This is a genomic window from Streptomyces sp. NPDC005761 (assembly GCF_040630635.1).
Lineage (GTDB): Bacteria > Actinomycetota > Actinomycetes > Streptomycetales > Streptomycetaceae > Streptomyces.
Window position 1 is genome coordinate 1 of record NZ_JBEXXX010000032.1, and the last position, 26,730, is coordinate 26,730.

The following is a 26,730-nucleotide window of genomic DNA, read 5'->3' on the forward strand; positions in this document are numbered from 1 at the left end:
GCCCGCGAGGTCTACCGCGCTCTGACCGTCACACCAACAGAACAAGTCACCCAAAACGACCTTGCTCCTGCAGCTTGACGTCTATAGGAGCATCCGCGACGCGAACGGCGTCACGAATTCACGATCTCGACCATCGGCGGGTGGTCGTTCCAGGTGCAGTAGACCGACACCGTCGTGTTGTCGTCCTTGGTGAAGTTCACCCGGATCCACGTCGTGTTCGTCCAGACCTGCACCGACCAGCCCTGCTCCGGAGTCGCCGACACCAGCTTCGCCGACTCCGTGCCGAGCTCGAAGACGATCCGGCCGCCGTCCGTCCGGTAACTCCTCGCCGTCCCGGACGCGGTGGCCGTGGCCGTCGGCCGCGGAGTGGCCGCCGGGGCGCGCGACGGCGTCCGGGACGGGGACGCGGACGGTTTCGGGGCAGGCCGGCGGGAAGCCGCCGGGCTCTTCGACGGGGACGGTTGCGGGCGGTGCGTCGAGGACGAAAGGTTCTCGGTGATGTCTCGGTCGCTCCGGGCACCCGCCGCGATCGGTACCGCGCGCGGCGGATCGTAAGCCGTGCCCGCCATCACGGTGTGCACACCCCACCACGACAGCGTGACCGCCGCGCCGGTGGCGAGCGACCACGCGAGCGCGTGTACGAGTCCTCGTTGCATCGGCCACATCCTGCACCACGACCCCGTGCGCTGTCCCCACCACCGCCACCGGGCGGACTGCGCGGGCCCCGATGGCGTACGGTGCCGCCCATGCCAAGTGTGCTCGTGGTCGAGGACGACCAGTTCGTACGTTCCGCCCTCATCCGGCACCTGACCGAGGCCTCCCACACGGTGCGGAGCGTGGGCACCGCGCTCGAAGCGCTGCGCGAGGTCGCCCACTTCCGGTTCGACGTGGTCATCCTCGATCTCGGGCTGCCCGATCTCGACGGCGCCGAGGCGCTGAAGATGCTGCGCGGCATCACCGACGTGCCGGTCATCATCGCGACCGCGCGCGACGACGAGAGCGAGATCGTCCGGCTGCTCAACGACGGTGCCGACGACTACCTGACCAAGCCGTTCTCCGTGGAGCACCTCTCGGCCCGGATGGCCGCCGTGCTGCGCCGCTCGCGGGCGGCCGGCGGCGAGGCCCCGCCGCCGCGCGTCATCCAGGTCGGGGGGCTCTCCATCGACCCGCTGCGGCGCCTGGCCGAACTCGACGGAACGGAACTCGACCTCACCCGGCGCGAGTTCGACCTGCTGACGTTCCTGGCCGGGCGGCCGGGCGTCGTGGTCCCGCGCAAGGAACTCCTCGCGGAGGTCTGGCAGCAGTCCTACGGCGACGACCAGACCATCGACGTCCATCTCTCCTGGCTGCGCCGGAAGCTGGGCGAGACCGCAGCCCGGCCCCGCTATCTGCACACCCTGCGGGGCGTCGGTGTGAAGCTCCAGCCGCCCGTCGCACCCCCGGAGCAGCCCGCATGAGATGGGCCCTGGTCAAGGTCTGCCTGGCCGTCACCGTGATGGTCGTGGTCGCCTTCGCCGTCCCCCTCGGACTCGTCGTCAAGGAGATGGCGCGCGACCGCGCCTTCTCCGACGCCGAACGGCAGGCGGCGACGATCGGCCCCACGCTCTCGATCACCACCGACCGCGCCGAACTCGAGAAGGCCGTCCTCACCACCGAACCGGGAGCCGCGGGCCGGATGGCCGTGCACGTGCCCGCGACCGCCGAGGCCGACAGCGTGGCGGTGGAGATCGGCAGCCGGCGCGCGACCCGCAAGGACCTGGAGACGGTACGGGAATCGGGGCGCGCCTCCATCACCGAGGTGACGGGCGGCTCCGCGCTGCTCCAGCCGACCGCGCTGGGTTCCGGCGGCGCCGCCGTCGTCGAGGTGTTCGTGCCCGAGGACGAGGTCTCCAACGGGGTCGCCACGGCCTGGCTGATGCTGGCGGGCGTCGGCGTCGCGCTGATCGTCGGCTCGGTCGCGGTGGCCGACCGGCTGGGCGTACGCATGGTGGAACCGGCCCGCCGCCTGGCGGGCGCGGCCCAGGACCTGGGGGAGGGGCGGCTCGGGACCCGGGTGCCGGAGGACGGGCCGACCGAACTGCGGTCCGCGGCCGTCGCGTTCAACTCCATGGCCGACCAGGTCGTCCAGCTCCTCGCCAACGAGCGCGAACTGGCCGCCGATCTCTCGCACCGGCTGCGCACCCCCCTCACCGTGCTCCGGCTCAACGCCGCCTCGCTCGGCGAAGGACCGGCGGCCGAGCAGACCAGGGCGGCCGTCCAGCAACTGGAGCGCGAGGTCGACACGATCATCAGGACCGCCCGCGAACAGCGCCCCCAGACCCAGGGGCAGAACACCGGGCCCGGGGCCGGCTGCGACGTCTCCGAGGTGATCCGGGAGCGGATGGACTTCTGGTCCGCGCTGGCGGAGGACGAGGGCCGCGAGGTGCGCCTCGCGGGGGTCGACCGCACGGTGCGCATCCCGGTCGCCCGGCCCGAACTGGCCGCCGCACTCGACGCATTGCTGGGCAACGTCTTCCGGCACACCGCGGAGGGCACCGCCTTCGCCGTCGACGTCCACCACAGCGGTGACGCGGTGATCGTGCTCGTCTCGGACGCCGGCGGCGGCATCGCCGACCCGAAGGCCGCACTGGCACGCGGCGGCAGCGGGCGCGGCGGGATGAAGGGGGCGGTGGGCTCGACCGGGCTGGGACTCGACATCGTCCGCCGGGTCGCCGAGTCCACCGGCGGCGATGTGCGGATCGGACGCTCGGTGCTCGGCGGCACGGAGGTACGCATCTGGATCGGGCTCGACGGGCAGCGTCCGCAGCGGCGCGGGCGCGGACACCGCGTGGGGCGGCAGCGGCGCGGAGTGTCCGGACGCGGTGCGAAGCTCCGATTCCGCTCCGGCGCGGGCCCCAACCTTTAGCGCGGCCGATGGGCTCCTTAAGCCAACCCTAAGAACATCAACTCCGGTCCGGATCATGCCGTTTGTCGGATTCGATGCGGCTAGCGTGCTCCCGCATCCCCACTTCCGTACGACGAGGCAGGAACGCGATGGGCACCAGTACGCACCGGCGCACGGCGAGCAACAGGACCAAGGCGGTCGGCGCGGCCGTCGCCGCGGCCGTGATCGGCGGCACGGTCTTCGCCCTCACCGGCACGGCCCAGGCGGCAGCCGTAGGCGCCGCGTACACGAGGACCAGTGGCTGGACCGGCGGATACACCGGGCAGTACGTCGTCACCAACGACACCGGCACGGTCAAGTCCGACTGGACGCTCGAGTTCGACCTGCCGGCGGGCACGAGGATCAGCTCGCTGTGGAACGGCGAGCACACCGTCAGCGGCGGCCACGTCACCGTCGGACCGGCGAGCTGGGACAAGGAGCTCGCGCCCGGCAAGTCGGTCACCGTCGGCTTCGTGACCAGCTCCGACGGCACGGCCGCCGACCCCACCGGCTGCCTGATCGACGGCGCCAAGTGCTCCGTCGACACCGGCGCGACACCGGAGCCGAGCGGCCGCCCCACCGAGACCGCCACCCCCACCCCGACCGCTTCGGCCACCCCCACCGAACAGCCCACCGAGACCGCGAAGCCGACCCCCACGCCGACGCCCACCAAGACCGACGGCGGCGGCACGGCGAGCGGTGCGGGCTTCGCCCCTTACGTCGACACCTCGCTCTACCCGGCGTACGACCTGGTCGACACCGCCACCAAGACCGGTGTGAAGCAGTTCAACCTCGCCTTCATCACCTCCGGCGGCAGCTGCGCCCCGCTCTGGGGCGGGGTCACCGGCCTCGGAGACGACCACGTGGCCTCCCAGATCGGAGCCCTGCGTGCGGCCGGCGGCGACGTCCGGGTCTCCTTCGGCGGTGCCGCCGGCTCCGAGCTGGCGCTGAACTGCACCTCGGCCACCGATCTGGCCGCGGCGTACGGCAAGGTCGTCGACACGTACAAGCTGACCAAGGTCGACTTCGACATCGAGGGCGGGGCGCTGCCCGACACGGCGGCCAACTCCCGGCGCTCCCAGGCCATCGCCCAGCTCCAGAAGTCCCACCCCGGCCTGGACGTCTCCTTCACCCTCCCCGTGATGCCGGAGGGCCTGACGCAGCCCGGCGTGGACCTGATCGCCGACGCGAAGAAGAACGGCGTGGACGTCGGGGCGGTCAACGTCATGGCGATGGACTACGGCGCCTCGTACAGCGGCGACATGGGCACGTACGCCATCCAGGCGGCGACGGCCACCCAGGCCCAGATCAAGGGTGTGCTGGGCCTGAGCGACGCGGACGCGTGGAAGGCCGTCGCCGTCACGCCGATGATCGGCGTGAACGACGTGGCCACGGAGATCTTCAAGGTGGAGGACGCCACCCAGCTGGTGGCCTTCGCCAAGGAGAAGGGCCTCGCCTGGCTCGCGATGTGGTCGGGCACGCGGGACAAGGAGTGCGCGGGCGGTCCCAAGCCGTCGGCGGACGCGTCGTGCAGTTCGATCGCGCAGGAGCCGCTCGCCTTCACGAAGGCGTTCGGCGCCTACAAGTAGCCGCAGCAGCCCGCGTAACCCCGCAGCCACCTTCCCCCGCCCGTGCACCCCGGCCGGCCCCCACACTCCCCCCACCCGGCCGGGGTGCGCGCCCCCTTGCCCGCGCGGCCCGTCCGGGTGTCCTCGATCGCCGGACGGGCTCGGAGACGTCCTCGATCGCCGACGGGCTCGGTTCTCTGCCGGTACGGGCTCCGGTTCCGCCCCGACGTGCTCAGTGGTCCGCCCGGTTCACCGCCGACAGCACCGCCGCCACCGACGCCGCCACGCCCGACGCGTCCTGGCCCGCGCCCCAGCACACCCGCTCGCCGACCCGGCACTCCGCGTACGCCGTGACCAGCCCCCCGGGCGCCCCGTGCTCCGCGAAGTCGAGGACCGTGACCTTCAACCCGGCACCCTCCAGCGCGTCCGTGAACGCGGACACCGCACCGCTGCCCGTGCCCTCGTAATCGCCCTCGCGCCCGTTCACCCGCAGCGTGCAGACGAAGCGGTGCTCACCGGCCGGGCCGCGGTCCGTCGACCAGGAGGTCAGGGCGACCGAGCCGTCCCGGCCCGGGGCCAGATACGTCGCGTCGAACAGGTCCCACAGGTCCTTGGGCGTGGCCTCCAGACCGCTGTCGTCCGTCGCGTCCTGCACCGTACGGGAGAAGTCCGCCCGCATCCGGGCGGGCAGGTCCACCTCGTGGTTGTTCCGCAGCAGGTGGGCGATGCCGCCCTTGCCGGACTGGCTGTTGACCCGGATGACCGCCTCGTACGTACGCCCCACGTCCGCCGGATCGATCGGCAGGTACGGCACGGACCACAGCTTTGAACCGCTGCTCGCGTGGTGTGCGAAGCCCTTGCTGATCGCGTCCTGGTGGGTGCCCGAGAACGCGGTGTACACCAGGTCGCCGCCGTACGGATGGCGCGGCGGCACCGGCAGCCGGTTGCAGTGCTCGACCGTGCGGCGGATCTCGTCGATGTCCGAGAAATCGATCATCGGGTCGACACCCTGGGCATGCAGATTGAGGGCCAGGTTGACCAGATCGACGTTGCCGGTGCGCTCGCCGTTGCCGAACAGGCACCCCTCCACCCGCTGCGCCCCCGCCAGTACGGCGAGCTCCGCGCAGGCCACGCCCGTCCCGCGGTCGTTGTGCGGGTGGACGGAGAGGATCACGGAGTCGCGCCGGTCCAGATGGCGGTGCATGTACTCGATCTGGTCCGCGTACACGTTCGGTGTCGCGATCTCCACCGTGGCCGGCAGGTTGTGGATGACCGGCCGCTCCGGCGAGGCGTCCCACAGCTCGGTGAGGCTGTTGCAGATCTCCAGGACGTAGTCGGGCTCGGTCAGGACGAAGACCTCGGGAGAGAACTCGAACCGGATGTCCGCCCCGGGCCTGGCCCGGGCCAGCCGGTCCATCTGCCGCGCGGCGTCCAGCACCACGCCGTGCACCTCGGCCCGGCTGCGGCCGAGGACGACGTCGCGCCAGACGGGCGCGGTGGGGATGTAGAGGTGGACGACCACCCGGTCCATCCCCGCGACGGACTCGAAGGTCCGCTCGATCAGCTCGGGCTTGGCCGGGGTGAAGACGACCACGGTCACGTCGTCGGGTACGGCCCCGCTCTCCGCCAGATGCCGTACGAAGCCGAAATCGGTCCGGCTCGCGGACGGGTAGCCGATCTCGATCTCCTTGTAGCCCATCGAGACGAGCAGATCGAACATCCGGCGCTTGCGCGGGGTGTCCATCGGTTCGGCCAGGGCCTGGTTGCCGTCGCGCAGGTCGACGGGGACCCACAGGGGGGCGCGGTCGATACGGGCCTGCGGCCAGCTCCGGCCGGTCAGCGGAACATCCACGCGGTCGAACGCCGGACGGTAGCGGTGCGACGGCATCGAGCTGGAGCGTTGCGGATTCCAGCGGGGCGCGGCCTCGGGCACGGGCCCGCGGGGCGTGCAGATCGTGGGGAAGCTGTGCATCGGTGACATGACGTCGGACAGGGACTCGGACGTGAGCTCGGACATGAACACGGTCTCGTTTCGCATCGCCGGATGCGACCGGCACAGCACGGCACCCCGCGGCGGGGTGCCGATCGCTTCAGGCCCCGCCGCGGCAGCCGAGAAGGAGGAGACCGCCGTACGTCATGATCGGTACAGTAGCCAGAACCAAGTCCTCAGACAACCTGACAGGTGAATCCCGTGTCCTCGCTCGGCCCGCTCCGCCCCAGCCCCCTGGTCGAACAGGCCACGCGTCATCTGCGCGCGCAGATCACCGAGGGGCACTGGCCGGTCGGCACCAGGATCCCCGGCGAGACGACGCTCGCCAGGACGCTGGGCGTGGGCCGCTCCACCGTGCGCGAGGCGGTGCGCACGCTCGCCACGCTCGGGCTGCTCCGGTCCCGCCAGGGCGCCGGGGTCTTCGTCATCGCCGACCACGAGGCCGAGGAGTGGCCGGTCCGGCTGCGGCGGGCCGCGGTCACCGATGTCTACGAGGTCCGGATGCTCATCGAGGTCCAGGCGGCCCGCCTCGCCGCCCGGCGCCGCACCGACGAAGACCTGATCGCCCTGGACGCGGCGCTCGCGGCCAGGCGGGAAGCGGGCGCCGGGCCGGACGACGCCGCGTTCGTGGACGCGGACATCGCCCTGCACCGGACGGTCGTGGCGGCCGCCCACAACCCCGTACTCACCGATCTCTTCGCGGAGTTCGCCCCGGCGCTCCGGCAGGCGCTGATCGACCTGGTGGACCTGCTCGGGCTGCGCCGCGGCGACCCCCACCACGGTGACGCGCAGCACCGGGCACTGGTCACGGCCGTGGTGGCGGGCGACGCGGAGTCCGCCGGCCGGGTCGCCCAGGAGGAGCTGCAGCACACCCTGGACCGCCTGCACACCGCCTGACCGGCCGCCTGTATATCGCCTGACCGCTTGCGCCCCCTGACCGGCCGCCTGTACACCGCCGGACCGCCTGCACACCGCCTGACCGGACGCCTGCACACCGCCTGACCGCTTGCGCCCCCTGACCGGCCGCCTGCGCGCCACCTGACCGCCTGCACCGCCGGACCGGCCGCCTGTACACCGCCGGACCGGCCGCCTGTACACCGCCGGACCGGCCGCCCCCGCACCGCCGGACCGGCCGTCTGCGCGCCACCTGACGGCCTGCACCGTCTGACCGGCCGCCGGTGCGTCCGGCGGGCCCGCCGGTGCGTCCGGCGGGCCCGGCGGTGCGTTCGGCGGCCGGTGGCGCGCCTGACCGGTCCGCAGCCCGACCGGCCGGCGCTGCGACGCGCGCCCGGCCGGTGGGGCGAGGCGTAACCCCCGGCGCTGCGACGCGCGCCCGGCCGGCGGGGCGAGGCGGTACCCCCGGCGCTGCGACGCGCCCCGGCCTGCGGGGGCGCGCGACCCGCCCGCAGGGGTGCGCGACCGGCCCTCAGGGGTGCCCGTCAGGGCGGCAACGTGTGCCCGGATGCGCCCAGTCGGCCCGGATCGTCATGGCGATCCGAACCGCCCCTATGGCCCGAGTTGGCCGGTCGTGCGGCTTCTGCGCAGGTGTTGTTCCGGTCACCCGCCGGGCCGTCGATCCGGCCACCGTCCGGCGCTCGGGTTCGGGGAAAGAACGCGGAGGTGCCCCTGGGTGCCCCCTGGGTGCGACGCCCCGTTCACCTTCCGGCGGGCGCTGCTGCGGGAATCGGGGGTCGCGAGGGGCGTTTCCGGGGTGTGCCGGAAAACCGGCGCGATCGGGGTGGCTTCGCGGCCCCGGCGCCAAGATCGACTACCAACAGGCCTGTCACCTGCGGGAATTCGGGAATCGATCAATTCGCTTCCCCGGGTTGTGCGCTTTGGCAAGCCTTCGGCCGGACACGGTCTCGTGACTTGCAGGACACGCTCGCGCAACGGAAGCGTCTTCAACTCTTGACACCCACCCCTCCCAGGCAGCAACCTTCCGACATCGACGCATGGGAGCGCTCCCACATCGCACGAGGAAATCTCGCGTGAACGGCACTGCCCGTGTCCTCCCCCCTGAACCATCCGGCACCCGCACTCACCAGCGCGTATGCCACGCAGTGAGCCAGTCCCACCCTGGAACAAGGAGTAGTGGAATGCGTATCACCCGCACCGCCGCCGGTCGGAGCCGCAGAGTCGCGGTTCTGGCCACCACGGGCCTGACAGCCACGGCGCTGTTGCTGACCGGCTGCAGCAGCGACTCCGACTCGTCGGACGACACGTCCTCCGATGCGAACGGGAAGATCACGCTGACCGTCGCGGACTTCGGGCAGTTCGGCTACAAGGAAGCCGGCCTCTTCGCGAAGTACCACGAGCTGCACCCGAACATCACGGTGAAGGAAGACACCACCGCCGAGGAGAAGAACTACTACCCCAAGCTGCTCCAGCAGCTGAACTCGGGCAGTGGTCTCGCCGATGTCCAGGGCATCGAGGTCGGGCGCGTCAAGGAGCTCGCTGACACGCAGGCGGACAAGTTCGCCGACCTGAGCAAGGTCATCGACGTCAACGAGTGGGTCTCCTGGAAGGCGAAGCAGGCCACCACGGCCGACGGCAAGGTGATCGGCGCGGGTACCGACATCGGCCCGATGTCGCTCTGCTACAACAGCGAGCTCTTCAAGAAGGCCGGCCTGCCGACCGACCGCAAGGACGTCGCCGCGAAGATCGCCGGGGGCTGGGAGGACTACCTCAAGCTCGGTGAGGAGTACAAGAAGAAGGCGCCCGCGGGCACGTACTTCATGGACTCCGCCAGCGCGATGTTCAACGCCGTCGTCAGCTCGAACGCGAAGCAGTACTACGACGAGAGCGGCAAGGCGATCTACGAGGACAGCCCCAGCGTCGAGCAGGGCTGGGGTCTGGCGGCCGAGGCCGCGGACAAGAAGCTGACCCAGGGCCTCGCCCAGTTCGGCGACCCGTGGAAGGCCGCCCTGCGCAAGGGCACCATCGCCACCGTGGCCTGCCCCGCCTGGATGGCCGGTCAGATCTCGATCGCCGCCGGTGACGGCAACAAGGGCAAGTGGGACATCACCACCGCCCCGGGTGCGACCGCCGCCAACTGGGGTGGCTCCTTCCTCGGAGTCCCGGAGTCCGGCAAGCACGTCAAGGAGGCCGGCGAGCTCGTCAAGTGGCTGACCGCCCCCGAGCAGCAGGCCGCCGTCTTCAAGGCGATCGGCGTCTTCCCGTCCAACAAGGGCGCGTACGAGCTGGCCGACGTGAAGACCGCCAAGCTCGAGTACTTCAACAACGCGCCGATCGGCGAGCTGTACGCCGACGAGGCCAAGTCCATCCCCGAGGCCGTCATCGGCCCGAAGGACGGCATCATCAAGGACAGCATCTCCACCCAGATCAACAACATGGAGCAGCGCGGCACCAAGCCTGACGACGCGTGGAAGGCAGCGACCAACGCGATCGAGAAGGCGATCGGCTGACGGTCGTAGCAGCGGGCGGCCCCCGGGCCGCCCGCACCTGCGTGTTCCAGCCCCCTCGCGGGGGCATCGGGGCCCGCGTCGGCACGCGTGCCGGTGGGCTTCCACGGAACGGCCGGCCACCTCCCGGCCGCCCCGTGGAAGCCCACCGCACGCGCCGTCGGCCCGGCCGGCCCCCTCAGATGCTGTCGTCCGGCACCCATCCGGCCCGCAGGAGCCCGGTGCAGCCGCTCGCCGCGTTGCCGAACTGCCCGCATGGCTCCCCCCATGAGGTCACTCCGGCGCCTTGCGATCGACCGCACCGGCCTTCCCGAGCCGGTCCGTCGGAGGCGGGACAACAGCTTCCACCCGGGTAACCCAAGCAATCCAGGGAAGGAATATCGCCCGTGGCCACCTCGTCTCCCACCCGGGATGTATACGCCCCGCCGCCCCCCGGCTCCCAGCGGAAGCCGGCGAACACCCGCCGGCAGGCCTGGCGGAGCCGCCTCTGGCGGTTCGACGACAAGGCGTCGCCGTACGCCTACATAGCCCCGTTCTTCCTCGTCTTCGGCGCCTTCGGGCTCTACCCGCTGATCTACACCGGCTGGATCGCCCTGCACCGGGTCGAGATGACCGGCCTGAACCAGATGGAATGGGTCGGCTGGGACAACTTCGACAAGATCCTGCACGACTCCGAGTTCTGGACGGCCGTCACCAACACCTTCCTGATCGGTGTCATGTCGACCGTCCCGCAGCTGCTCGTGGCCCTCGGCCTGGCGCACCTGCTGAACTACAAGCTCCGCGCCAGCACCTTCTGGCGGACGGTCATCCTCACCCCGTACGCCACCTCGGTGGCTTCCGCGGCCCTCGTCTTCGCCCTGGTGTTCCGGGCCGACGGCGGTCTGCTGAACTGGGCGCTGGAGTTCGTCGGCTTCGGTGACACCAACTGGGCCAACGGGCACTGGACGTCCAAGATCGCCATCTCCGTCATCGTGATCTGGCGCTGGACCGGCTACAACACCCTGATCTACCTCGCCGCGATGCAGGCCGTGCCGTCCGACCTGTACGAGGCCGCCTCGCTCGACGGCGCATCGCGCTGGCAGCAGTTCCTCAAGGTGACCATCCCCTCGCTGCGGCCCACGATCCTGTTCACGATCGTCATCTCGACCATCGGCTCCATGCAGCTGTTCGGTGAGCCGCTGCTGCTGGAGGGCGGCACCCTCGGTGCGACCGGCGGCAACGAGAACCAGTACGAGACCCTCAGCATCTACCTCTACAACTACGGCTGGAACCTGGGGCATCTCGGTCCGGCCGCCGCAGTGGCCTGGGCGATGCTCGCCCTCCTGCTGATCATCGCCGCGGTCAACTGGCTCATCGGCCGCTTCGTACGCAAATCCGCGGTCTGACCGGGAGCGATATCCATGACCATCACCAGCCCCACCAAAGTCCCGGACTCCGTCCTCCCGGCGCGCACCGCGCACCGCGCGCCGAAGCGTCCGAGCCGCTTCAAGCCCGGTGCCGGGCAGCAGCTGAAGGGCGGTCCGTTCGCCTACATCGCGCTGACCGTCGTCGGCATCGGCTCACTGCTGCCGCTGTACTGGACCCTGGTGGCCGCGTCCCACACCCAGGACGAAGTACTGGCCTCCACCCCGCCGTTCCTGCCCGGCGGCCGGCTGTTCCACAACCTCGACGCCGCCTGGAACCAGGCCCACCTGGGCAAGGCGATCGTCAACAGCTTCATCGTCTCCGGCTGCATCACGGTGGCGACGCTCTTCTTCTGCACCCTGGCCGGCTACGCCTTCGCCAAGATGCGCTTCCGCGGCCGCGGGGCGCTGATGACCGGGGTCATCGCGACCCTGACGATCCCGCCGCAGCTCAGCGTCGTCCCGCTGTTCATGATGATGTCCGACCTCGGCTGGAGCGGGAGCCTGGAGTCGGTGATCTTCCCGACCCTGGTCAGCGCGTTCGGCGTGTTCTTCATGCGGCAGTACCTCATCGAGGCGCTGCCGTACGAGCTGATCGAGGCCGCCAAGATCGACGGTGCCAACAACTTCCGCATCGTGCTGAGCGTCGTCCTCCCGGTGGCCCGCCCCGCGATGATGGTGCTGGGCATGCTCACCTTCGTCCAGGCGTGGAACGACTTCTTCTGGCCCTACCTCGCACTGAACCAGCAGAACCCCACCCTTCAGGTGGCCCTCGGCCAGCTGAAGGCCTCCTACACCCCCGACGAGAGCATCGTGATGGCCGGCGCGCTGATCAGCACGCTGCCGCTGCTCGCGGTGTTCGTCGTCTTCGGCAAGCAGATCGTCGGCGGGATCATGTCCGGTGCCGTCAAGGGCTGACCTCTGGTCGGCCCGCCCCGCTACTCCCGGCAGCCCCGTCACGGCCCGCGTCCGCCCCGCGGACCGTACGGGCTCCGGAGTTCCACGTCCCGCCCCTGTCCGTCCACCCCTGGGAGCGCTCCCGCATGACTGCCGTACGACCCGACATCGCCCCGAAGCAGGCGCCCGAGGCCACGCAATTCCCGACGGGCTTCGTCTGGGGAGCGGCCACCGCCGCCTACCAGGTCGAGGGCGCCGCTGCCGAGGACGGCCGCACCCCTTCCATCTGGGACACCTTCAGCCACACCCCCGGCAAGGTCCACAACGGCGACACCGGTGACATCGCCGCCGACCACTACCACCGCTTCCGCGACGACGTCGCGCTGATGAAGCAGCTGGGGCTCAAGGCGTACCGCTTCTCCATCTCCTGGTCCCGGGTGCAGCCCACCGGCCGCGGCCCCGCCGTCGAACGCGGACTGGACTTCTACCGCAAGCTCGTCGACGAACTGCTCGAAGCCGGCATCGCCCCCGTCGCGACCCTCTACCACTGGGACCTGCCCCAGGAGCTGGAGGACGCCGGCGGCTGGCCCCAGCGGGTCACCACCGACCGGTTCGCCGACTACGCCGCGATCATGGCGGGCGCGCTCGGCGACCGGGTCGCGACCTGGACCACCTTCAACGAGCCGTGGTGCTCGGCCTTCCTCGGATACGGCTCCGGTGTGCACGCTCCCGGCCGCACCGAGCCCGCCTCCGCCCTGCGGGCGGCCCATCACCTCAACCTCGCCCATGGCCGGGCGATCGAGGTTCTGCGCGATCAACTCCCCGCTGGCGCGCAGACCTCGGTCACCCTCAACCTCCACCAGGTCCGGCCGCTGACCGCGAGCGCGGCCGACGCGGACGCCGCCCGCCGGATCGAGGCGGTCGGCAACCGGATCTTCACCGGTCCGATGCTGCGCGGTGAGTACCCCGAGGACCTGCTCGCCGACACCGCGCACCTGGTGGACTGGTCGAAGCTGGTCCAGGACGGCGATCTGGCCGCCATCTCCCGTCCGGTCGACATCCTGGGCATCAACTACTACACGCCGACGCTGGTCTCCATGCCGGCGAAGGGCGAGAGCGGCTCTGGCAACGATGTCCACGGCTCCAGCGCGTTCTCCCCGTGGCCGGGCTCCGAGCACGTGGCCTTCCACCTCGCGGAGGGGAAGGCGCGCACCGCGATGGACTGGCCGATCGACCCCAACGGGCTGTACAACCTGCTGATGGACGTCACCCGTGACCACCCCGGCATGCCGCTGATGGTCACGGAGAACGGCGCCGCCTTCGACGACTACGTATCGCCCGAGGGGCGGGTGGAGGACCCCGAGCGCATCGCCTACCTGCACGGCCATCTCGACGCCGTGCAGCGGGCGGTGGCCGACGGAGCGGACGTCCGCGGCTACTTCCTGTGGTCGCTGATGGACAACTTCGAGTGGGCGTACGGCTATTCGAAGCGCTTCGGAACCGTCTACGTGGACTACGCCTCCCAGCGCCGCATTCCCAAGGCGAGTGCCCACTGGTACTCCGACGTGATCCGCCGTCATGCACTGCCGGAGGCGGGTCTTTCCTGACCTCTGAGCGCTCGTTCAGGCCGGGCGCCGGCCCGCGCCCGGCCTGACGCAGCACCCCGGCACCACCACCACCGAGACCCGGCCCCGTGCCGGGTCTCGGTCGTGTGCGCGGCCTGCTCCCGCGCCCCGTCACCGGGGCCCGCGCCACCCGCTTGACCACGCGCGTAGAGTGGGAGCGCTCCCACGATGCGGGCCGTGGGGTCGCGGGCCGGTCCCGTCGAGTGTCAAGGGATTCCACACCAGGACTTGGTTTGGTTATCCGACTGTGAGAAATTGACCGCGAACGGGAGGCAGCCATGACGGCAGCGCGAGTACGGAGCGGGGGCCGGCCCACGCTCGAAGAGGTCGCGGCACGGGCGGGGGTGGGGCGCGGCACCGCCTCGCGGGTCATCAACGGTTCACCACGGGTCAGCGCACACACGCGGGAAGCCGTCGAGGCGGCCGTCGCCGAGCTCGGGTACGTACCCAACAGGGCGGCCCGCGCCCTCGCCGGGAACAGGACGGACGCCATCGCGCTCGTCGTTCCCGAGTCGGAGAGCCGCTTCTTCGCGGAGCCCTACTTCTCCGACATCGTCCGCGGAGTGGGCGCGGCTCTCGCCGACACCGAGATGCAACTGCTGCTCACCCTCGTCGGCAGCGACCGGGAACGCCGAAGACTGGCCCAGTACCTGACCGCTCACCGCGTGGACGGCGTGCTGCTCGTCTCCGTGCACGCGGACGACCCGCTGCCCGATCTGCTGGAACAGCTCGGGATGCCCGCCGTCATGAACGGCCGCAGGTCCGCCACCGAGCCGCTGCCCTCGGTGGACTCGGACAACTTCGAGGGCGCGCGCGGGGCCGTCGAGCATCTCGTCTCCCGGGGCCGCCGCTCCATCGCCACCATCACCGGCCGGCTGGACGTGTACGCCTCCCAGCGGCGCCTCGACGGCTACCGCAAGGCCCTCTCCGACGCGGGCCACGAACCCGACGAGCGGCTGATCGCCCCGGCCGACTTCTCCGAGGAGGGCGGTGTCCGCGCCATGCGCGAACTGCTCGCCCGCCGGCCGGACGTGGACGCGGTCTTCGCCGCGTCCGACCTGATGGCCGCAGGCGCCCGCCAGGTGCTGCGCGAGGCCGGCCGGCGCATCCCGGACGACGTGGCCCTCATCGGCTTCGACGACTCGGCCGTGGCCCGGCACATGGACCCCGCGCTGACGAGCGTGCGACAGCCGATCGAGGAGATGGGCCGGGCGATGACCCGGGTGCTCCTGGAGGAGATCGCGGGCGAGAACACCGAGCGCCCGCAGATCGTGCTGCCGACCGAACTGGTGGTCCGGGACTCGTCGTGAGGTCCGTACGGGCCTGAACAGCCGCCGGTCGAGTCGATGACCGTCCGTCCGTCCCGCAGGCCGATCACCCGGTCGCAGGTGGCGGCCACATGGCCCTCGTGCGTGGCGATCAGGACCGTGGTCCCGTGGGCGTGCCCGAGCCGCACGATCAGGTCCACGACCGCGGTCCCGGTGGGCCGAGTCCAGCGCTCCGGTGGGTTCGTCGGCGAGCAGGAGCCGGGGCGCTGCGATGAGGGCGCGGGCGAGCGCCACGCGCTGCTGCTGACCGCCGGAGAGCTGCGCGGGGTGGGCGTTCTCGCGGTCGGGCCGGGCCCACGGCCTCCAGCGGCTCACGGGCGCGCGCGGTGGCCTCGAAGCCGGCTCGGCGGGGCAGCACGGGGGCCAGGACGTTGTCGATGACCGTCAGGGCCGGCAGTAGATCAGTTGCAGGCTTCGCCGGTGTATTCCCAGCCGTTGCAGAGCGAGCTGTCCCAGCACCGGTTGCGCTGGATCCTGCCGTTGTAGCAGCGGTACTCGTACCACCACACGGCCTCGCCCGTGAGAGTACGGAACCTCCCGGGGCCGGCCCCGGCGGGCCGGCCGGCCGTACCGAGGCCACCTGAGGGCTCTCGGGCGAGGGGTGTCTTGAGCGCGCGGTGGAGTCTGTCCCGTGCGATACCGGGCCGCCCTCCTAGCTGATCCTGGAAGGCCCGGACGGCGGCCCGGCAGCTGTCGCTCACCCCGCCGGGCTCCCCAGGCTGTGGTGGGCGCGCATGCGCAGTGCCCAGCCCGGTCCCGCAAGGGATCGGCGGCGAGCAGAGCATGCAGCTCGCGCAGTGCGGAACGGGGCTCGCCCGCCTCCACGCAGGGCTCGGCGAGGTCCTCGACGACGCGCTTGCGCTCCTCGTCCAGATGATCCAGCGGCCGGCCTGCCGGCCGTTACGCGGCACCCCGTCGACAGCGGTGTCGGTGGTCCACAGTTGCAGAAAGATCTTGCTGCCGGGGGTTCGGCCTCGGTTCCACGCTGCTCGTCGTGAGGGGGCGACGTGGATCGGCTCGCACCGGTCCCGCCCGGGACCTGATGCGTCCCGTGCGCGGGGACATGACGAAGGGCCGACCCGCTTTCACGGATCGGCCCTTGATCATTCAGGGTGAGTAACGGGACTCGAACCCGCGACATCCTGGACCACAACCAGGTGCTCTACCATCTGAGCTATACCCACCATGTCCGGGCGTTTCCGACCGGCCGAGAAAAAGTGTACAGGGTCCGAGAGGGTGCTCGCGCCCTCATTGTTCAGCCGCCGATCCCGGCCCTCGAAAGGGCCGTGACCAGCGGCTTTCGCGAGGACCTAGGCCGAGGGCTGCGACAGGCGCGCAGCGATCGACTTGGCGCGCTCAGAGTCCGGCCCCGGCTGCGGGACGAAGACCGCCTCGCGGTAGTACCGAAGCTCCGTGATGGAGTCACGGATGTCGGCGAGCGCCCGGTGGTTGCCGTTCTTGTCCGGGCTGTTGAAGTACGCCCTCGGGAACCAGCGGCGGGCCAGCTCCTTGACCGAGGAGACATCGACGATCCGGTAGTGGAGGTAGCCCTCCAGCGTCGGCATGTCCCGCGACAGGAAACCGCGGTCGGTGCCGACCGAGTTCCCGCAGAGCGGAGCCTTGCCGGGCTCCTTCACGTGCTCGCGGATGTAGGCCATGACCTTCTCCTCGGCGTCGGCCAGGGTGGTGCCCCCGGCCAGCTCGTCGAGGAGGCCCGAGGCGGTGTGCATCTGCCGCACCACCTCGGGCATGGTCTCCAGCGCCGCGTCCGGCGGGCGGATCACGATGTCCACCCCTTCGCCGAGCACGTTCAACTCCGAGTCGGTGACCAGTGCGGCCACCTCGATGAGTGCGTCTTCCGTCAACGAGAGCCCGGTCATCTCGCAGTCGATCCACACCATGCGGTCGTTCATGCGCCCCACCCTACGGGGCGCTCCGCTGCCCCGGCAGGGCCGGGCGGCCCGTGGCGTACGCCTCGGAGCCCGGTTTCCCGTGCTCCCCGCGGAGCCCGTCCGCGACAGCCGTGGACGGGCCCGACTGCGACTGGCCCGTCGGAGCCGGCCCCGGGGGGCGACGGCTCGCCGAGGTGCCCTGGGTGGGCACCACCGGTTCGGTCGCCGTGAGGACCTGCTCCGGCCCGGCGCCCTGCGGCCGCCGGGCCCGGTACGCGGCCCGGTACGCGGCGGGGGAGGAGCCCAGCTGGCGCCGGAAGTGCCCGCGCAGCGCGACCGGCGAGCGGAAGCCGCAGCGGCCCGCGACCTCGTCGACCGAGTAGTCGGACGTCTCCAGCAGCCGCTGCGCCTGCAGCACCCGCTGGGTGATCAGCCACTGGAGCGGTGCGCTGCCGGTGAGCGAGCGGAATCTCCGGTCGAAGGTCCGCCGGCTCATGTAGGCGCGCGCGGCCAGCGTCTCCACGTCGAACTGCTCGTGCAGATGCTCCAGCGCCCAGGCCACGACCTCGGCGAGCGGGTCGGAGCCGATCTCCTCCGGTAAAGACCTGTCGAGGTAGCGCTCCTGACCGCCACTGCGCCGCGGCGGCACGACGAGCCTGCGGGCCAGTGCCCCGGCGGCCTCCGTGCCGTGGTCCGAGCGGACTATGTGGAGGCAGAGGTCGATGCCGGCCGCCGTCCCGGCGGAGGTGAGCACATCGCCGTCGTCGACGAAGAGCTCGCGCGGATCGACGTGCACCGACGGATAGCGCTTGGCCAGCGTCGGTGCGTACATCCAGTGCGTGGTGGCCGGGCGGCCGTCCAGCAGGCCGGCGGCGGCGAGCACGAAGGCCCCCGTGCACAGCCCCACGATGCGTGCGCCCTCCTCGTGGGCACGGCGCAGCGCGTCGAGCGCCTCCACGGGCGGTGGCGAGGTGATCGACCGCCAGGCGGGCACCACGACGGTGCCGGCCCTGCTGATCGCCTCCAGCCCGTAGGGCGCGGTCAGTTCGAGTCCCCCTGTGGTGCGCAGCGGTCCCTCTTCGCCGCTGCACACGAGCAACCGATAACGCGGAACTCCCGCGTCCTGGCGGTCGATCCCGAACACCGAGAGCGGAATGGAGCTCTCGAAGATGGGGCCACCACTGAAAAGCAGCACGGCGACGACCTCACGACGTCGGCGCCCGCTCAGCTTCCGTACAGCCTCCGTTGCGGTGGCGGAGTCCTGGCTCATGACGCTAAGCCCCCCTCGGTGTTCGCGTCTTCCTGGTCCTTACGGGCCTGTCGCACCTGCACATGTCCCCTCGGTCGTGCACGAGTCCCCAGCCTTCGACACCCAAGATCGAATCTACTGCGTCCCGTGGTGCCGTCGTGACAAGTTCACCAACCGGCTTTATGTCGACAAGGCAACCTGGCGGGAAGCATTCGATCACGAAGCGTTTCACTCGTGAGTCGTGCAGGGAAGTGCGCCGGGCGTTCATGGCCCGTCCCCATGGGGTGGAAGCGTACCGCTTGGTCTCTTCCTGCCTGCTGGCAAGGGGGTTGATCGGCCAATTCGACAAGGAATCGACTGAGTCCTGAAGTTGGCTGAAAATATACGGTCGCGTGTGCGGAAATCAGTCGTTCTACCGGCGCACGACCCGACTGGGGCGGTCACTCCTGTGCGCCCCCTCGGCCGGGCGGGAGCCGGGGCGGGCGTTCTCGCGGGCGCCCGTCCGGGCGGATCGGCGGAGCAGCACCCGGCAGGCCACGGTGACCGCTGCCAGGCCGAGAGCCACGACCGCGGCGCCGCCGGGGGAGTCGCCGTGTGCCAGGAGGACGACCGGCACCAGCAGGCAGCCGAATACCGCCCAGCGGACCACGTCGGTCGCCGGCTGCGCGGCGGGTTCCGGATGGGCGGGCGGGACGCGTGCGGGCACGGGGTGCTCCCTGGAGCGGCTCGGCCACCGTTCCGGTCGGTACGGAACGGCGGCGGACCCCGCGGCGGGTGCGCGGGGCACGGACACGTGGCGGGGCCTGTCCCGCGCACCCGCCGCGGGACGACAACTCCTCACAGCCCCTAACGGACGGGGCCCCGCGGGGTCACCGATTGCGGCCGTCCGGGGCCCGCGACGTCGGTGTACCGCGCAACCGGCATTGCCATACGGGGCGGTGTCGGGCATGCTCCGTGAAACGTCGCACGCGCTGTGCGCGGGTCTGGGCAGTGGAGGAGTGGCGCCGTACCCTTGGGGGTAAGGGGTTGGGAAGATGATTCCCGGACACCGCAACACCGCCCGCTGACGCAGCTTCCCACGTCGCTCTCCTCACGAGGACTCTCTTCGCCGAGACACCGATGGCCGGTCACGAAATCCCCGAACCCGCGGACCGCAAGCAGGTAGCCGACCCTCGGTCGGACCAGCAGGCGGCCGAAGACGCACGCCATTCCTGCGATCCCGCCTTCCGGCACGGTGTCGTCGTCGGTTTCGACGGCTCGACCTCCAGTGAGCGGGCTCTCGCCTACGCCATCGGCATGGCCCGGCGGACGGGCTCCGGCCTGATCATCGTCCACGTCGCCAACCGGCTGCCGACCACGGTCTGGGCGGGCTGCGAGCCGCCCGTCTTCGTGGACGTCCCCGATCACCGCACCGAGGTACTCGGGCTGGAGCTCGCCTGCGCGGACTACCTCTCCGAGGTGCCGTGGGTGCTCGTCGAGCGGGGCGGGGACATCTGCCACGAGCTGGAGGAGGTCGGCCGGGAGTACTCGGCCGACGCGATCGTCGTGGGATCCACGCACGGGATCGTCGGGCGGATCTTCGGCTCGGTGGCGGGCCGGCTGGCACGGCGCGCGCAGCGCCCGGTCGTCGTCATCCCGTAGCTCCTGTAGCTCCCGTAGTTCCTGAGTACCTGCCGCGCGCACCCGTGTGCGCAGTCGCCCTCGACATCCGTGGTGCCGGTACCGCCCGTTCCCGCGCAGGCCGGGAGCGGGCGGTCTGTTTCAGGTCCGCTTTTCCGTCCGTGGTGGTCCCGCTCGGGCCGACGGCCGGTCTCTTTCCGTCCGGAACGGACGGACGTGGCGTCAACTCGACTACGGAAACAGCGGAAAAACCGAAGCTACCGGTCTGTAGACGTGGATTGTGCGTGTGTGAAGGGTGCATAAGCGTCACGGGCGGCAGGGCGATCGCATGCGATGCCGCGGCGGTCCCATCTCGCCCCCGGAGTGCCGCCGTTGGCATACGGCAGCGGCCCCGCACCCACGGGAAGTGGGTACGGGGCCGCTGCGGCGTCCGGGGGTGACTACTCGACGGTGACGGACTTCGCCAGGTTGCGCGGCTTGTCGATGTCCCGGCCCATGGCCAGGGCCGTGTGATAGGCGAGCAACTGCAGCGGGATACCCATCAGGATCGGGTCCAGCTCGTTCTCGTTCTTCGGGACGATGATGGTGTGGTCGGCCTTCTCCTGCTCGCGGTGGGCCACGGCGAGGATGCGGCCGCTGCGGGCCTTGATCTCCTCCAGGGCCGCACGGTTCTTCTCCAGGAGGTCGTCGTCCGGGACGATCGCGACCGTGGGGAGCGCCGGCTCGATGAGCGCGAGCGGGCCGTGCTTCAGTTCCGAGGCGGGATAGGCCTCGGCGTGGATGTACGAGATCTCCTTGAGCTTCAGGGAGGCCTCCAGCGCGACGGGGTAGCCCCGGACCCGGCCGATGAACATCATCGACTGCGCGCCCGCGTACTCCTCGGCCAGCTTCTTGATCTCGTCCTCAGACTCGAGGATCCGACCGATCTGCTCGGGCAGCTTGCGCAGCCCCTCGATGATGCGCTTGCCGTCGGAGACCGACAGGTCGCGGATGCGGCCCAGGTGCAGGGCGAGCAGGGCGAAGGCGACCACCGTGTTGGTGAAGCACTTGGTGGAGACGACGCAGACCTCGGGGCCCGCGTGCACGTACATGCCGCCGTCGGCCTCCCGGGCGATCGCCGAACCGACGACGTTCACGACGCCGAGGACACGGGCGCCCTTGCGCTTGAGCTCCTGGACCGCGGCCAGCACGTCGTACGTCTCACCGGACTGGGAGACGGCGACGTACAGGGTGTCGGGGTCCACGACCGGGTTGCGGTAGCGGAACTCGGACGCGGGCTCGGCGTCCGCGGGGATGCGGGCCAGCTCCTCGATGAGGCCGGCGCCGATCATGCCCGCGTGGTACGAGGTGCCGCAGCCCAGGATCTTGATGCGGCGGACCCCGCGCGCCTCGCGGGCGTCCAGGTTCAGGCCGCCCAGGTGCACGGTGGAGAAGCGGTCGTCGATGCGGCCGCGCAGCACGCGGTCCACGGCGTCGGCCTGCTCGGAGATCTCCTTGTGCATGTACGTGTCGTGGCCGCCCATGTCGTACGACTCGGCCTCCCACTCCACCGTGGTGGGCGTGGCCGTCGTGGTCGAGCCCTCGGTCGTGTACGTACGGAAGTCGTCGGCCTTGAGGGTGGCCATCTCGCCGTCGTCCAGGGTGACGATCTGGCGGGTGTGCGCGACCAGGGCGGCGACGTCGGAGGCGACGAACATCTCCTTCTCGCCGATGCCGAGCACGACCGGGGAGCCGTTGCGGGCGACGACGATGCGGTCGTTGAAGTCGGCGTGCATGACGGCGATGCCGTACGTGCCCTCGACGGACTTCAGCGCCTCGCGGACCTTCTCCTCCAGCGTCACGGCCTGCGAGCGGGCGATCAGGTGGACCAGCACCTCGGTGTCGGTCTCGGAGAGGAAGACGACGCCGTCGGCGACGAGCTTCGCGCGGAGCTCGGAGGCGTTGTCGATGATGCCGTTGTGAACGACGGCGACGTTGTTGTCGGCGTCCATGTGGGGGTGGGCGTTCTCGTCGCTGGGGGCGCCGTGGGTGGCCCAGCGGGTGTGGGCGATACCGGTGGTGCCGGTGAAGCGCTTGGGTACCCGGGACTCCAGCTCGCGGACCCGGCCCTTGGCCTTGACCATCTTCAGCGCGGCGGGCTTGCCGGCCGCCGGCTTGCCGGTGATGACGATGCCCGCGGAGTCGTAACCCCGGTACTCCAGCCGCTGCAGGCCCTCCAGCAGCAGCGGGGCCACATCACGCTTTCCGATATAACCGACGATTCCGCACATAGAGTCTCTGCCCTCCATCGACGTACAGGTACAAGCAAGTAAGTGGGTGCCCGGCCGTGGACCGGCCTGACGTTCCGCCGGTCTCAGCCGTAGACGATGCGGCGCAGCTGGCGGAGCGAGAGCTCCGGCGGTGCGACCGCGCGGTGCGGCAGCTCGGCCGAGATCCGCTCGAAGATCTCCGTGTTGACCAGGCCGCCGGACTGCAGTTCGCGGTGGCGGCGGCGGACGAACGTGTCGGTCGTCTCGTCGAAGTAGGCCAGTACGTCGAGGATCACCCGGGCTGCCTCACCGCGTGGGAGCGCGGTGCTGCGCACCAGGTGGTCAATGAGGTCGTCATGCGACGAGCGGCGTTCGAGCACCCGTCGATATTGCGGCGGAAGGCGCCCCGGCGCAACAATCCTGCCCGATATCGGGCAGATATGGGGTCGAGTGGCGCTTGTTTTTCCGTTCTGGGCGATTCCGGAGCGCCTTGGTGCCGTGTAGGGCCCCAAGTCGCCCGGACGCGGAGGAGCGGTGCGGGCCGACGGGATGAATTCGGCCATACGCCCCGGACGGTCGGCCACGTTGAGGCGCGGACGGCGCGGGGAAGTGGTCTAAACCTTGACCATCCGTGAGGCACGCGGTACGCATGGCGACGGTGCGAATGGTCAGGAGATCCAGGTGTGAACCAGCAGAAAGGGACCCGGCTGTGAGACTGCACACGACGCAGCGCAGTGCTCTTCCCCGTGCTCTACCCCGACTTCTCGGCTCGCTGCTTCTCGTCACGGCGGCCGGCATCTCCACCGCCTGCGCGGCCCCCACGGCGTCCGCTGCGGGCAGCGGCTCCGCCGCATCGGCGCCCCGGCCGCTGGGCCAGGTCGTGCCCGCCCCCGCCGCGGTGAGGCCGGGCGGATCCCCGTACTCCATCACCGGCGCCACCCGGATCCGCGTCGACGGCTCGTCCGGCGAGGCCCGAAAGGTCGGCGAATACCTGGCGGACGTGCTGCGCCCCTCCACCGGCTACGCCCTGCCGGTCACCGAACGGGCCGGTTCCGACGGCATCCGGCTCCGGCTCCACTCCCACGACAGCAAGCTGGGCGCCGAGGGTTACACCCTGACCTCCGGGCGCGGCTCGGTCACCATCACCGCCCGCAAGCCCGCAGGGCTCTTCCACGGCGTCCAGACGCTGCGTCAGCTCCTGCCGGCCCAGGTCGAGCGCGACAGCCGCCAGAAGGGCCCCTGGAAGGTCGCGGGCGGCAGCATCACGGACACGCCGCGCTACGCCTACCGGGGCGCGATGCTGGACGTCTCGCGGCACTTCTTCTCGGTCGACGAGGTCAAGCGCTACATCGACCAGATCGCGCTCTACAAGATGAACACCTTCCACCTGCACCTCTCCGACGACCAGGGCTGGCGCCTCGCCATCGACTCCTGGCCCAGGCTGGCCACGTACGGCGGCTCCACGGAGGTCGGAGGAGGGCCCGGCGGCTACTACACCAAGGGCCAGTACAAGGAGATCGTGCGGTACGCGGCCTCCCGCCATCTGGAGCTGGTGCCGGAGATCGACATGCCCGGCCACACCAACGCGGCCCTCGCCTCGTACGCGGAGCTGAACTGCGACGGCGTCGCACCCCCGCTCTACACCGGGACCAAGGTCGGCTTCAGTTCGCTGTGTGCCGCCAAGGACGTCACGTACCGCTTCATCGACGACGTCATCCGTGAGCTCGCCGAGCTGACCCCCGGGCGGTACATCCACATCGGCGGTGACGAGGCGCACTCCACCAGCCACGAGGACTACGCCAAGATCATGGAGAAGGCGCAGGCCGTCGTCGGCACGTACGGCAAGACCGTCATGGGCTGGCACCAGCTCACCGGAGCCACCCCGGTCAAGGGTGCCGTCGCCCAGTACTGGGGCTACGACAAGACGAGCGCCGCGGACCGTAAGCAGGTGGCGGACGCGGCGAAGAACGGCACCAAGCTCGTGCTGTCGCCGGCGGACCGCGTGTACCTCGACATGAAGTACAACGAGCAGACCGAACTGGGCCTGAAGTGGGCCGGCCTGGTCGAGGTGCAGCGCTCGTACGACTGGGACCCGGCGACCTACCTCGCCGACACCCCGGCCGACGCGGTGCTAGGGGTGGAGGCGCCGATCTGGGCCGAGACCCTGACGGACAGCGACGACATCGACGTGATGGCGTTCCCGCGGCTGCCCGGGGCGGCGGAGCTGGGCTGGTCACCGGCCGAGACGCACGACTGGGAGACGTACAAGCTGCGGCTCGCGGCGCTCGGGCCGCGGTTCACCGCGATGGGGATCGACTACTACCGGTCGCCCCAGGTGCCGTGGCCGGCTGAGCCGGCTGCGGCGGGCTGAGCGTGCAGCCGTCCGGCGGTGGGGGGTGTGAGGCCCCTGGCCGCCGGGCGGCTCGGGTGTCGTCCTCAATCGCCGGACGGGCTTGTTGAGTCGGACGGGCTTGTTGAGTCGGACGGGGGCGACGCGGCCTCCTCGCGGAGCCGGTCCTCGCTCAGGCCGCGACGCCAGTACCCCACGAACGTCACCCGCTTGCGGTCGATGCCGCGCTCGCGCACCAGGTGCCGCCGCAGTGCCCGCACCGTGGACGCCTCGCCCGCGATCCAGACGTACGGGGTGCCCTCGGGCAGTCCGGTGGCCCGCACGGCCGCCACGACATCCGGCGTGTCCGCCCCGTCCCGCACCAGCCAGCTGATCCGGGCGTCGGCCGCGGTGTCGATCTCCTGGCGGTCCCCGGCGTGCGGGACCTCCAGCCAGACCCGTGCCCGCAGCGGGGCCGGGAGCCACTCCAGGGCGGCCGTCGCGGCGGGCAGTGCCGTCTCGTCGGCCCAGATCAGCACCCAGTCGGTGTCCTCGGGCGGACGGAAACGGACGGCAGTGTTGTCCTCGACCGCCGGTCCGAGCGCCTTCAGGACGTCACCGGGGGAGGCCGCGGCGGCCCAGCGGCATGCCGGACCGCCGTCCTCGTGGAGCGCGAAATCGATGTCGACCTCGGTGGCCGAACCGCCTTCCGTACGACGCTGTGCGCGCACCGTGTACGAGCGCAGTACCGCCCGCTCCTCGGCCGGAAGCGCCCGCCAGGGCTCGAACCAGTTGCCCTCGTTATCGACCGGAACGACTGGTTCCGGCTGGCCCGGGTGCGGCAGGAACAGCGACAGGCTCTGATCGCGGCCCCCGGAGGCGAACCCGTCGAGCCCCGGCCCGCCGAAGGTGACCCGCAGCATGGACGGCCCCAGCCGCCGGGTGCGCAGGACGGTCAGCCGGAAGAGCCGGAAGGGGTCGGCCTCGGGCGCGGTCGGCATGTCAGGCGGTCTTCTTCGCGTCCTCGATGGCCTTCGCGAGGTCTTCGAGGATCGGCGCGCACTTGTCGTAGCTGTAGATCGGCTCGGTGGTGCGCGGGACGACCTGGCCGGCCTTCACCGCGGGCAGCTGCGCCCAGGTGGGCTTGGAGGTCAGGGCGTCGGGCTGCAGGGCCGAGGACCGGTTGTCCATCATGATGATGTCGGCCTCGTACTTGTCGACGTTCTCCCAGCTCAGCTCCTCGAAGAAGCCCGCCGCGTTCACCTTCGGCTCCACGAACTTCACGCCCAGCTCCTGGAAGTACAGGGTGTCGGCGGAGGTCTTGGCGAGCGAGACGTAGAACAGGTCCTGGCTGGCCGAGCCGACCATCACCTTGATGTTCGGCTTGGACTTCGCGGCGGCGCGCAGGCGGGCCGCGGCCTTCTCGAAGCGCGCCTTGGCGTCGGTGACCGCCTTGGCCTTCACGTCGGCGCCGAGCGAGGCGGCGAGGTCCTCGTGGCGCTGGATCGCCTTGGGGATCGTGGTCTGGGCGGCCCACAGGGCGACGCTCGGGGCGAGCTTGAGGATCTTGTCCTTGGACGCGTCCGGCACGTACCAGAGGGCGTCCTTCTCCCACATCGCGGTGACCAGCAGGTCCGGGCCGAGTGCGGCGTACTTCTCGACGTTGAACTCGCCCCAGACGTTGCCGAGGATCTCGACCTTGCTGATGTCCAGGTCGCCGGCCTGCACGTCGGGCTTGCCGTCCTTGGTCTTCGTCGGGCCGAACACGGCCTTGACCTCGACGCCGTAGTCGTGGAGCGCGGCGGCGACGCCGGTGAAGGCGACGATGTTCTTCGGGACGGACTTGGCCTCGGCGCTCTGCCCGCGGTCGTCCTTGAAGCTCCACGGCCCGGCGTCGGCGCTCTTGGAGCCGGTCGAACCGGAGTCCTTGGAGTCGCCGTCGCCGCAGGCCGCGAGCACGGCGCCGAGACCAACGGCGCCGCCCATGGCCAGCAGGCCGCGACGGGTGGGACGGGACACTCGGGCAGTGCGCATGACGGAGTCCGCTTTCGTACGAGCCGGAGACCGGCCGGTGACAAGTTCGAGCGAAGGTTAGCCTAACCTCACGAACTGTCGAGCTTCAGGATGCCCCCCGGGCCCGCACACCCGGGCTCACCGGACGATGACGCCGTCGTCTTCCAGGAACCGCTGGGCGATCGCCTCCGGGCATGCGTGCCCCGCCTGCGGCCACCGGCT

20 protein-coding genes, 1 tRNA gene and 1 pseudogene are annotated in these 26,730 nt (G+C 70.9%); 11 read left to right on the forward strand and 11 right to left on the reverse strand.

Annotated features, from left to right (window positions below; all coding sequences use genetic code 11):
- Nucleotides 1–110: 110 nt before the first annotated feature.
- Nucleotides 111–656, reverse strand: coding sequence for a hypothetical protein (locus ABZ434_RS25555; protein ID WP_359141279.1), 546 nt, complete (start codon nucleotides 654–656; stop codon nucleotides 111–113).
- Between the two features lie 90 nt (nucleotides 657–746).
- Here ABZ434_RS25555 and ABZ434_RS25560 point away from each other — a divergent pair, with 90 nt between their 5' ends.
- The 3 genes from ABZ434_RS25560 (at nucleotide 747) to ABZ434_RS25570 (ending at nucleotide 4,512) form a co-directional block, all read left to right on the forward strand.
- On the forward strand, nucleotides 747–1,457 hold the full coding sequence (locus ABZ434_RS25560) for a response regulator transcription factor (RefSeq protein WP_359141282.1): 711 nt from the start codon (nucleotides 747–749) through the stop codon (nucleotides 1,455–1,457).
- Nucleotides 1,454–2,905: a HAMP domain-containing sensor histidine kinase gene (locus tag ABZ434_RS25565; RefSeq protein ID WP_359141285.1), complete on the forward strand. Its 1,452-nt coding sequence runs from the start codon at nucleotides 1,454–1,456 to the stop codon at nucleotides 2,903–2,905. The genes ABZ434_RS25560 and ABZ434_RS25565 overlap by 4 nt, the downstream gene beginning before the upstream one ends.
- 128 nt (nucleotides 2,906–3,033) lie before the next feature.
- Nucleotides 3,034–4,512, forward strand: a complete 1,479-nt coding sequence (locus ABZ434_RS25570; protein ID WP_359141288.1) for a cellulose binding domain-containing protein — start codon at nucleotides 3,034–3,036, stop codon at nucleotides 4,510–4,512.
- Nucleotides 4,513–4,723: 211 nt separating this feature from the next.
- On the opposite strand, the gene ABZ434_RS25575 is transcribed toward ABZ434_RS25570, so the two are convergent.
- On the reverse strand, nucleotides 4,724–6,463 hold the full coding sequence (locus ABZ434_RS25575; protein ID WP_359141467.1) for a 2-isopropylmalate synthase: 1,740 nt from the start codon (nucleotides 6,461–6,463) through the stop codon (nucleotides 4,724–4,726).
- Nucleotides 6,464–6,682: 219 nt separating this feature from the next.
- On the opposite strand from ABZ434_RS25575, the gene ABZ434_RS25580 reads away from it, so the two are divergent.
- The 6 genes from ABZ434_RS25580 to ABZ434_RS25605 all read left to right on the forward strand — a co-directional run bounded on the left by ABZ434_RS25580 (nucleotide 6,683) and on the right by ABZ434_RS25605 (nucleotide 15,138).
- Nucleotides 6,683–7,378: an FCD domain-containing protein gene (locus tag ABZ434_RS25580; protein WP_359141291.1), complete on the forward strand. Its 696-nt coding sequence runs from the start codon at nucleotides 6,683–6,685 to the stop codon at nucleotides 7,376–7,378.
- Between the two features lie 1,199 nt (nucleotides 7,379–8,577).
- Nucleotides 8,578–9,906, forward strand: coding sequence for an extracellular solute-binding protein (locus tag ABZ434_RS25585; RefSeq protein ID WP_359141294.1), 1,329 nt, complete (start codon nucleotides 8,578–8,580; stop codon nucleotides 9,904–9,906).
- Nucleotides 9,907–10,289: 383 nt separating this feature from the next.
- Nucleotides 10,290–11,288 (forward strand): sugar ABC transporter permease, encoded by a 999-nt coding sequence (locus tag ABZ434_RS25590; RefSeq protein ID WP_359141297.1) that lies wholly within the window; start codon nucleotides 10,290–10,292, stop codon nucleotides 11,286–11,288.
- 15 nt (nucleotides 11,289–11,303) lie between these two features.
- On the forward strand, nucleotides 11,304–12,224 hold the full coding sequence (locus ABZ434_RS25595) for a carbohydrate ABC transporter permease (protein ID WP_359141300.1): 921 nt from the start codon (nucleotides 11,304–11,306) through the stop codon (nucleotides 12,222–12,224).
- 125 nt (nucleotides 12,225–12,349) lie between these two features.
- Entirely contained in the window at nucleotides 12,350–13,810 is a 1,461-nt protein-coding gene (locus tag ABZ434_RS25600) for a GH1 family beta-glucosidase (RefSeq protein WP_359141303.1), read from the forward strand.
- A 296-nt stretch (nucleotides 13,811–14,106) separates the two neighbouring features.
- The gene (locus ABZ434_RS25605; RefSeq protein WP_359141306.1) at nucleotides 14,107–15,138 is read left to right on the forward strand and encodes a LacI family DNA-binding transcriptional regulator; all 1,032 of its coding nucleotides are present in this window, start codon (nucleotides 14,107–14,109) and stop codon (nucleotides 15,136–15,138) included.
- A 237-nt stretch (nucleotides 15,139–15,375) separates the two neighbouring features.
- Here ABZ434_RS25605 and ABZ434_RS25610 read toward each other — a convergent pair.
- The 5 genes and pseudogenes from ABZ434_RS25610 to ABZ434_RS25630 form a co-directional block, all read right to left on the reverse strand.
- Nucleotides 15,376–15,471, reverse strand: a pseudogene (locus ABZ434_RS25610) (hypothetical protein); the annotation flags it as partial.
- Nucleotides 15,472–16,267: 796 nt separating this feature from the next.
- Nucleotides 16,268–16,340: transfer RNA gene (locus ABZ434_RS25615), tRNA-His, on the reverse strand.
- Between the two features lie 126 nt (nucleotides 16,341–16,466).
- Nucleotides 16,467–17,069 (reverse strand): oligoribonuclease, encoded by a 603-nt coding sequence (orn, locus tag ABZ434_RS25620; protein WP_359141309.1) that lies wholly within the window; start codon nucleotides 17,067–17,069, stop codon nucleotides 16,467–16,469.
- Between the two features lie 10 nt (nucleotides 17,070–17,079).
- Nucleotides 17,080–18,318 (reverse strand): helix-turn-helix domain-containing protein, encoded by a 1,239-nt coding sequence (locus ABZ434_RS25625; RefSeq protein WP_359141312.1) that lies wholly within the window; start codon nucleotides 18,316–18,318, stop codon nucleotides 17,080–17,082.
- A 391-nt stretch (nucleotides 18,319–18,709) separates the two neighbouring features.
- Nucleotides 18,710–19,003 carry a hypothetical protein gene (locus ABZ434_RS25630; protein WP_359141315.1) on the reverse strand — a complete coding sequence of 98 codons (294 nt, stop codon included), beginning with the start codon at nucleotides 19,001–19,003 and terminating at the stop codon, nucleotides 18,710–18,712.
- A gap of 413 nt (nucleotides 19,004–19,416) precedes the next feature.
- Between ABZ434_RS25630 and ABZ434_RS25635 the strand changes: the two genes are divergently transcribed.
- Entirely contained in the window at nucleotides 19,417–19,938 is a 522-nt protein-coding gene (locus ABZ434_RS25635; RefSeq protein ID WP_326662001.1) for a universal stress protein, read from the forward strand.
- 419 nt (nucleotides 19,939–20,357) lie between these two features.
- On the opposite strand, the gene glmS is transcribed toward ABZ434_RS25635, so the two are convergent.
- Together glmS and ABZ434_RS25645 are read right to left on the reverse strand one after the other, a co-directional pair.
- A complete protein-coding gene (glmS, locus tag ABZ434_RS25640) occupies nucleotides 20,358–22,187 on the reverse strand; it encodes a glutamine--fructose-6-phosphate transaminase (isomerizing) (RefSeq protein WP_359141318.1) in 1,830 nt (609 codons plus the stop codon).
- Between the two features lie 83 nt (nucleotides 22,188–22,270).
- Nucleotides 22,271–22,546: a hypothetical protein gene (locus ABZ434_RS25645; protein WP_359141321.1), complete on the reverse strand. Its 276-nt coding sequence runs from the start codon at nucleotides 22,544–22,546 to the stop codon at nucleotides 22,271–22,273.
- Nucleotides 22,547–22,875: 329 nt separating this feature from the next.
- On the opposite strand from ABZ434_RS25645, the gene ABZ434_RS25650 reads away from it, so the two are divergent.
- Entirely contained in the window at nucleotides 22,876–24,537 is a 1,662-nt protein-coding gene (locus tag ABZ434_RS25650) for a beta-N-acetylhexosaminidase (protein ID WP_359141324.1), read from the forward strand.
- Nucleotides 24,538–24,602: 65 nt separating this feature from the next.
- Here ABZ434_RS25650 and ABZ434_RS25655 read toward each other — a convergent pair whose 3' ends face one another.
- Together ABZ434_RS25655 and ABZ434_RS25660 are read right to left on the reverse strand one after the other, a co-directional pair.
- Nucleotides 24,603–25,496 (reverse strand): siderophore-interacting protein, encoded by an 894-nt coding sequence (locus tag ABZ434_RS25655; RefSeq protein WP_359141327.1) that lies wholly within the window; start codon nucleotides 25,494–25,496, stop codon nucleotides 24,603–24,605.
- 1 nt (nucleotide 25,497) lies between these two features.
- The gene (locus tag ABZ434_RS25660; protein WP_359141330.1) at nucleotides 25,498–26,529 is read right to left on the reverse strand and encodes an ABC transporter substrate-binding protein; all 1,032 of its coding nucleotides are present in this window, start codon (nucleotides 26,527–26,529) and stop codon (nucleotides 25,498–25,500) included.
- Between the last annotated feature and the right edge of the window lie 201 nt (nucleotides 26,530–26,730).